This is a genomic window from Gordonia aquimaris (assembly GCF_026262595.1).
Classification (GTDB): Bacteria; Actinomycetota; Actinomycetes; order Mycobacteriales; family Mycobacteriaceae; genus Gordonia; species Gordonia tangerina.
In genome coordinates, this window is the sequence record NZ_JAPKFM010000051.1 from 1 (window position 1) to 6,920 (window position 6,920).

The 6,920-nt window shown below is 66.1% G+C and carries 7 protein-coding genes; 1 reads left to right on the forward strand and 6 read right to left on the reverse strand.

Annotation, left to right across the window (positions count from 1 at the left end):
• Window positions 1-155: 155 nt before the first annotated feature.
• The 6 genes from OSB52_RS24330 to OSB52_RS24355 form a co-directional block, all read right to left on the reverse strand.
• The gene (locus OSB52_RS24330) at window positions 156-524 is read right to left on the reverse strand and encodes a carboxymuconolactone decarboxylase family protein (RefSeq protein ID WP_235721423.1); all 369 of its coding nucleotides are present in this window, start codon (window positions 522-524) and stop codon (window positions 156-158) included.
• Entirely contained in the window at window positions 521-1,102 is a 582-nt protein-coding gene (locus tag OSB52_RS24335; protein WP_266063897.1) for an RBBP9/YdeN family alpha/beta hydrolase, read from the reverse strand. The genes OSB52_RS24330 and OSB52_RS24335 overlap by 4 nt, the downstream gene beginning before the upstream one ends.
• Window positions 1,099-2,460 carry an MFS transporter gene (locus OSB52_RS24340; RefSeq protein WP_266063899.1) on the reverse strand — a complete coding sequence of 454 codons (1,362 nt, stop codon included), beginning with the start codon at window positions 2,458-2,460 and terminating at the stop codon, window positions 1,099-1,101. Before OSB52_RS24340 ends, OSB52_RS24335 begins: the two co-directional genes overlap by 4 nt.
• A 168-nt stretch (window positions 2,461-2,628) precedes the next feature.
• Window positions 2,629-3,696: a beta-keto acid cleavage family enzyme gene (locus OSB52_RS24345; protein ID WP_266063900.1), complete on the reverse strand. Its 1,068-nt coding sequence runs from the start codon at window positions 3,694-3,696 to the stop codon at window positions 2,629-2,631.
• A 79-nt stretch (window positions 3,697-3,775) separates the two neighbouring features.
• Window positions 3,776-4,663 (reverse strand): TauD/TfdA dioxygenase family protein, encoded by an 888-nt coding sequence (locus tag OSB52_RS24350; RefSeq protein ID WP_266063902.1) that lies wholly within the window; start codon window positions 4,661-4,663, stop codon window positions 3,776-3,778.
• A gap of 28 nt (window positions 4,664-4,691) precedes the next feature.
• Window positions 4,692-5,666: a quinone oxidoreductase family protein gene (locus tag OSB52_RS24355; protein WP_266063905.1), complete on the reverse strand. Its 975-nt coding sequence runs from the start codon at window positions 5,664-5,666 to the stop codon at window positions 4,692-4,694.
• Window positions 5,667-5,819: 153 nt separating this feature from the next.
• Here OSB52_RS24355 and OSB52_RS24360 point away from each other — a divergent pair.
• The coding region (locus OSB52_RS24360; protein ID WP_266063907.1) for an AraC family transcriptional regulator at window positions 5,820-6,920 on the forward strand (1,101 nt) is incomplete at its 3' end.

Genomic DNA, 6,920 nt, shown 5'->3' on the forward strand with positions numbered 1-6,920 from the left:
ACACCACCCACCCGCTCCACACCTCGGGTGGCAGCCAAACACGCCCGCCGACAGCAAGAACGCGAACGCAACCGCCAACGACGAAAGGAAGCCGAAGCCGCCGAGACACAGGACGAGCAGCGCGGCGACGGGCCGCGTCATGGACCGCCGCCAACTCAATGAGATTCGCTCTCTTCCAACAAGATCGGTAGACCCACGTTGATCGAGTGAATCCCCACCGAGGTCGTCATCTTGAGAACCTCCAGAATCTCACGCTGTGTCACCCCGCAGTCCAGAGCGGCGCGAATGTGTCGCCGCAATCCGGGTTCGTACAGATGCGTGCACGCGGCGTCGACCGCGATGCACAGCAGCTGCACGACCTGTGGCGGGAGCACGCCACTCTGGTAGGGCTCGAGGACCGCGGTGAGGTAGTCCTCGGTCCAGATAGGGTCGAGTTCGTCGAGCCCGGTCCACAGCTCGTTCCAGGACCCATCGGACTTCAGACGGTCCACCAATGACCTGTCGTCGTCCTCCGCGGCAATCACGCCGACCTCTGCTCAGACACCGTCGCGAGCAGTTCGTAGGTCAGCTGCAATCCCCGCGGCCACGGGCCGTAACCGGCGGCCGGATTGAGGTGTCCGACATCGCCTAGGTCGACGACGCGACTGCCCCACACCTCCGCCATACCGGTGATGCGTCGAAAACCGCCCAGTGCGTCGGTTCGACTCGCCGCAACCGTGGACGGGAACGGCAGCCGTCGGCGCGGGATCGGGTTCCAGCCGCCGTCATCGAGGTCCGCAGTGCTCGGATACCCTGCGGGAAGTGGTAGCTCCAGGTCCGCGGGCGTCACCAGCAGCGCGCCCGCGATCTCCCGCGTCGGGTGCTGCGCCCAGTGCACCGTGGTGATGACTCCGGCGCTGTGCGCCACCAGCACCACCGGCCCACGCACGCGATGCAGCACCTCGTCGAGGGCGGCGACCCTCGCCTGCCGGCTGAGTTTGTCCCGCTCGAGCGGCGGTACGATGACTGAGTCGAGCGCTGCGGCCAGATGCGTCTGCCAATGATCGGCGACGTGATCGCGTAAACCTGGGACGATCACTACCGTCGGTTCGCCCCGGTTCATCGGACACCTCCGGCCGGCCGAGCCTGCAATGCTGCCAGCTTGCGCACACCGAGCGGATGCAGCCGATACCCCGCAGCCAACGCCACGATCGCAGCGACATAGACCAGCGGCGAGAGTTGCAGGGCTGTACGCAATCCCACCCAATCGGCAAGGATGCCGACGACGAACGGCCCCAGCGCCAGACCCAGCAGATTGTTGGCCACTGTCAGCGACCCCATCGCCGAGGCACGCATCGAGGCATGCGTCAGATTGGCCACCATCGCCGCCGTCGGGCCGGATGATCCCGCGGCGAAGAATCCGCCGAGACAGATCAACGCCACCTGCGACGCACCGGCAGCCAGACCGAAACCGACGGTCAAGCACACCAGTGAGATGACGCAGAACGCGATCGCGCTCAACCACTTACGCCGGATGTCGACACGCCCGACACGATCGGTGATGAACCCACACACCACCATGCCACTACCCACGAGCAACACGATCCCGGCCGCCGCGATGCCGGCCTTGTCCGGGGCCAGACCGTAGAACCGGTTGAAGAAACTCGGTGTCCACGACAACAGCACGGCGGCAGTGAACATCTGCAGACCGCCGCCGGCATACGCACAGAGAACCGCCGGGTTGGTGAACAAGCTCGACACCGGCGCGCGCCGGGGACCCGACGGCGCGGCGCTGCTCACCACGCCACGTGGCGCAACGTCGTCCACCGAGTTCTCGGCGACTTTGCGCTCGGTGACGATCAGCCGGAACAGCGCGACCAGGATGAGCCCGAACACCGCCATCGCGGCGAACGACCAGCGCCACCCCAGATGCACCGCGATCACGCCGCCGAGCGCGACACCGAGCACCGACCCGAACGAGCCGCCGGCCATGAACGCCCCGCTGAGCGTTGCGTGTACCCGAGGCGCGAACACGCTGAGTACCAGCGCGATTCCGACGCTGCCGTATGCGGCTTCGCCGACGCCGACGAGGAAACGCGCGGCCAGCATCTGTTCGTAGTTGCTTGCGATGGCGCACAAGAGCGTCGCGATCGACCACAGCACCGCCATGACGACGAGGCTGCGCACCCGGCCCCAGCGGTCGGCGATCAACGACAGCGGCAGGGTCAGCAACCCCACCATCAGGGCGACGATGCTGGTCAGTGAGGCGAGTTCCGAGTCGGCCAGCGACCACTCGGCCTTCAGGAACGGGAAGACGGCGCTGAGGACCTGCCGGGACATGTAGTCGGAGATCAGCAGAGCGAAGGTGAGCGCGAACACGAGCCACGGGTAGAGGCGGCGTCTGGTGGTCCGCGGCGAGGCGGGGTGGGTGGTCAGCGAGGTGTCGTCGGCCGGTGGGATCGACGAGAGGGGAGTGCCCATGGGAGGCTCCTGGCGGTGCGGGTGAAAGATGTGAGGGCGCAAGATGCGGCGGCGCACGTCGATCACTCCGAGGTGAGCGACGTCTGCTCGGTGACCGGACCGCGCCGAAGCCGGCCGGTCCGGTCACCGATGAGGATGGTCTGACGGGTGAGGGTGTAACGGGCCCCGTCAGCCCTGGGTCTGGAATCCGTGGTGGGTGAAGCCGACCTGCCCGGGGCGCCGGTTGGGCGCATAGCCCAGCTTCGCCAGTGTCTCGTCGGCGTCGCGATACTGTTCGCCGATCCGGTAGATCTCACGGGCTTCCTTGCCGCCGGCCACCTCACGCCCCAGTTCACCGGCGATCCGGACCAACTGTTCAATCTGTTGTACCGACGTCATCTTCTCACCGACCCTGCCCCAGATGGTGTCTTCGTTGCCACATCGGGTGTGCAGGCCCATCGCGATCGCCATCGCGTTGACCGGCAGTACCGACCGCATCAGCGTCTCCAGCGTCAGGCAGGCGCCGTCCGGGACGCGCTGGATGAAGTTCATGATGTTGTACGGATTGGGGCCGTCGAAGCCGCCGCCGATGCCGACCCAGGTGAGGTTGAGGGGGCCGGTGTAGACGCCGCGGCGGATCAGCCGCTCCACCGTCTCCAGCTGCGGGATGCTCGACAGCTGGAAGTGCGGCTGGATTCCCGCGGTCTGCAGGCGTCGCAGATGCTCCTCTACCCAGGCCGGTCCGGCGGGGACCGTCATCTCCCGGTAGGTCGACGCCAGCTCCGGACGTGCCAGCGAGGTGCCGCCGATGTCGTCGGCGGTCATCAACTCCATGATGTTCATCTGGCTGGTGTTGATGGCGATCGTCACCTGGTCCGGTGCCGGATCCAACTCGGCCAGCATGTGCCGGGTGTCGTCGGACAGCCACTTGGCATCTGCGCCTTCACCTTCGGGGGCGAACGAGATGGAGCCACCGACCTGCAGGATCATCTCCGGCACCGCCTCGCGCAGTCCGGAAAGCAGTTCGTTGAACTTCGACAACCGCTTGCTGCCCTTACCGTCGAGTTCACGGACATGGATGTGCAGCACGCTGGCGCCGGCCTCGTAGCAGTCGACGGCCTGCTGGATGTGCTCTTCCATCGTCAGAGGCAGGTCATCACGGAAGTCGTCGGGTTCCCATTCCGGACCGTAGGGCGCTGCGGTGATGACCAGCTTGTCCTGGTTCTCCGGGAACAGTGCGTCGTCGTGGAAATGCATGGTCGTGCTCCTTCACTGATGGTGAATCAACTGTGTTGTCGGCGTGGATGGGTGGGCCGGTGGTGACGTGTGTCCGGGGTCAGAAGGGACGATCGCCGATGATCCCGGCGCGCTCCATCTTTCGGACGGCCGGCCAGTAGTCCTGGACGGCATAGTGTTGGGTGCTGCGGTTGTCCCAGATGGCGATGCTGTTCGGCGTCCAGCGCCACCGCACCTGGTACTCGGGGATGGATGCCTGGCTAATCAGGTACTGCAACAGGTTGGCGGCTCCGGGCGCATAGTCGATGCCGAATCGGATGTTGTCGGCGGTGTGGTAGTTGACCAGATGGGTGGCGAACGAGTTCACGAAGAGGATCTCGTCGCCGGTGTCCGGATGGGTTCGGACCACCGGGTGTTCGGCATCGGGGTACCTCGCGTGCAGCGCCGCGCGCTGCTCGGCCGACATCCGCGCGCCAAAGCTCGCCTCGATGCTGTGGCGCGCACGCAGATTCGCGATCTTATCCTTCACCGTCGCCGGTAGCCGGCGATAGGCCTCGACCATGTTCACCCAGATGGTGTCGCCACCGACTGGCGGCGCCTCGACGCAGCGCAGCACGCAGCCGAACGGCGGGTTCTCCCGCCAGGTCGCGTCGCAGTGGTAGGCGTTTTCGTAGTGTTCGGGCGGGCTGACGAGGTCCTTGTAGATGCGGACCAGACCGGGATGGTCGGGGTCACTGCCGACCACAGGATGATCCTCGAGCGGTCCGAATCGTTGCGCGAGGGCGACATGCTGGGCCCGCGTGATGTTTTGGTCGCGGAAGAACAACACCTTGTGATGCACCAACAGCGCGCGCAGTTCGGCGAACAGGTCGGCATCGGAGGCGACCTCGCCGAGGTCGCACCCCGTGATCTCCGCTCCGATCGAACAGGTCAGCTGTTCGACCTGAAAAGTGCTGGACGTCGGTCTCGTTCGAGTTGCGGTGGTCATCGGATTTCCTTTCGTGAGTGTCGTGTGATCAGACCGAGAACACCGACGAGCCGACACTGCGCCCGGATTCCAGGTCACGATGTGCGGCAACGGCGTCGGAGAGCTCATAGCGTTGGTTGATCTCGATGGAGATCCGCCCGGCGGCCACGTGTCCGAACAGCTCGGCAGCCAGTTCTCGGCGTTCGGCCGGGTCTGCGATGAAGTCGGCGAGCGCCGGCCTGGTGACGTACACCGACCCGGCGAGCGCCAGTTGCATGGCATCGATCGGCGGCACCGGACCGGATGCGGTGCCGAAGCACACCAGCAGACCGCGCCGCGCGACCGATGCGAGTGACGATGCGTAGGTGCGGGCACCGATACTGTCGTAGGCCACTCGTACACCCACACCGTCGGTGAGTTCGCGGACACGTTGTGCCACATTCTCTTCGGTGTAGATGATCACCTCGTCACAGCCGTGCGCATGGGCGACCTCGGCCTTGGCCTTGGTCGACACTGTGCCGATGACGCGGATACCCAGCAGACGAGCCCACTGAGTGAAGATGAGGCCGACCCCGCCGGCAGCAGCCTGCAGCAACACGGTGTCGCCGGCCGCGACAGGCCAGATGCGGCGCAGCAGGTATGCGGTGGTCAACCCGCGCATCGTCATCGCCGCCGCGGTGTCGAAACCGATCTCGTCGGGCAGGGCGATCAGATGCTCTGCGGGCATCACCCGTTCGGTGCTGTAGGCGCCGAGGGGGCTGCCCGTGTAGGTGACGCGATCGCCGGGCGCGAAGTCCTCGACACCCGGCCCGACGGTCTCGACGGTGCCGGCCGCCTCCACACCCATCCCCGCGGGTAGGGGCGACGGATAGAGTCCGGTGCGGAAGTAGGTGTCGGCGAAGTTGAGTCCCACCGCCTCGTGCCGAATGCGGACCTCCCCGGCTCCCGGTTCGGGTACGTCGACCGCTTCCCATCGCAGGACCTCCGGCCCGCCGGTCTCGTGGAATCGAACTGCCTTCGCCATGGTGGCCCCTTCTCTGTCCCCGGCGCGGCGGCGAGCATGTGATGACCTGCCGCGCCGATTCGGTTTGTGATGCAGACCACGTTATGGACTGGCGAGACGCATTTCTTTTCCGTACGGGACTCACCACTGTTCATTTGGGGACATACTCGGGGTGTGAAACCTCTGGCGCGCTACGCGGCGCTCAACAACTTCGTCGAGCTGGGGCACTCGCTGGGGCTCGACCCCGCACGCCTCATGCGTGACGTCGGCCTGGATCCGGCCAGCATCGGCCTGCAGGATCGGTGGATCCCGGCCGAGGCGGCCGTCGAGGTGCTTGAACGTGCCGCAGCCGCAGCCGACCGCGACGATCTCGGTCTCGCCTTGGCGCAGTTCCGAAGGTTGTCGCATCTGGGACCGTTGAGTCTGGTGCTGCGCGAAGAGCCCGACGTGCGCAGCGCGCTGCTGCTACTGATCCGTCATCAACACATGTACAACGAGGCGTTGCGCATCCGGCTGACCGAGCAATCGGGCATCGCGACCGTGCGCGTCGCGCTGGACCTGGGTTACCCCGGTGATTTCCGGCAGTCCAGCGATCTCGCTGTGGGCGTGCTGCATCTGTTGATCCAAGGGTTCATCTCGCCGGGGTGGCGTCCGTTGAGCGTCTCCTTCACGCACCCGCCGCCGCGTGACCCGCGGGTGTGCCACTCGTTGTTCGGCCCTCAGGTCCGCTTCGACGCCGACTTCGATGGGATATCGCTCTACACAAAGGATCTCGACACCGCAAATGCAATGGCGGACCCGACGCTGCGCCAATACACCCAAGAGCTGCTCGGCGATATCGACACTCCCGGCGCGCCGACCACCGAGCATCGGGTACGCGAACTCGTCGAACTACTGCTGCCCACCGGACGGTGCTCGGTCGAGCAGGTGGCCCGCAGCCTCGGCGTCGACCGGCGGACGGTCCACCGTCGGCTCGACGACGACGGCACCTCGTTCTCCGCGGTTCTCGATGACACCCGCGCGGAGTTGGCCCAGCACATGGTCGCCGGCCGCCGGCAATCGATGATCGACATCAGCGAATCACTCGGCTTCGCCTCGCCCGGCAACTTCAGTCGCTGGTTTCGCAAACGGTTCGGGCAGTCGCCCAGCCAATGGCGCGCCGAGCCCACCAGCCACCCTCCGCCGGACCACCAGCCAGGCCGCCCTCCGCCGAACAACCAGCCACACCACCCTCCGCCAGACAACCCTCCGCCAGGCGGCCAACCACACCACCCT

What these genes read in the sequence shown, in the direction of transcription:
- OSB52_RS24335 (WP_266063897.1), bottom strand. Translation starts at nt 1,102, where the DNA reads ATGAACCGGGGCGAACCGACGGTAGTGATCGTCCCAGGTTTACGCGAT.
- OSB52_RS24340 (WP_266063899.1), bottom strand. Translation starts at nt 2,460, where the DNA reads ATGGGCACTCCCCTCTCGTCGATCCCACCGGCCGACGACACCTCGCTG.
- OSB52_RS24345 (WP_266063900.1), bottom strand. Translation starts at nt 3,696, where the DNA reads ATGCATTTCCACGACGACGCACTGTTCCCGGAGAACCAGGACAAGCTG.
- OSB52_RS24350 (WP_266063902.1), bottom strand. Translation starts at nt 4,663, where the DNA reads ATGACCACCGCAACTCGAACGAGACCGACGTCCAGCACTTTTCAGGTC.
- OSB52_RS24355 (WP_266063905.1), bottom strand. Translation starts at nt 5,666, where the DNA reads ATGGCGAAGGCAGTTCGATTCCACGAGACCGGCGGGCCGGAGGTCCTG.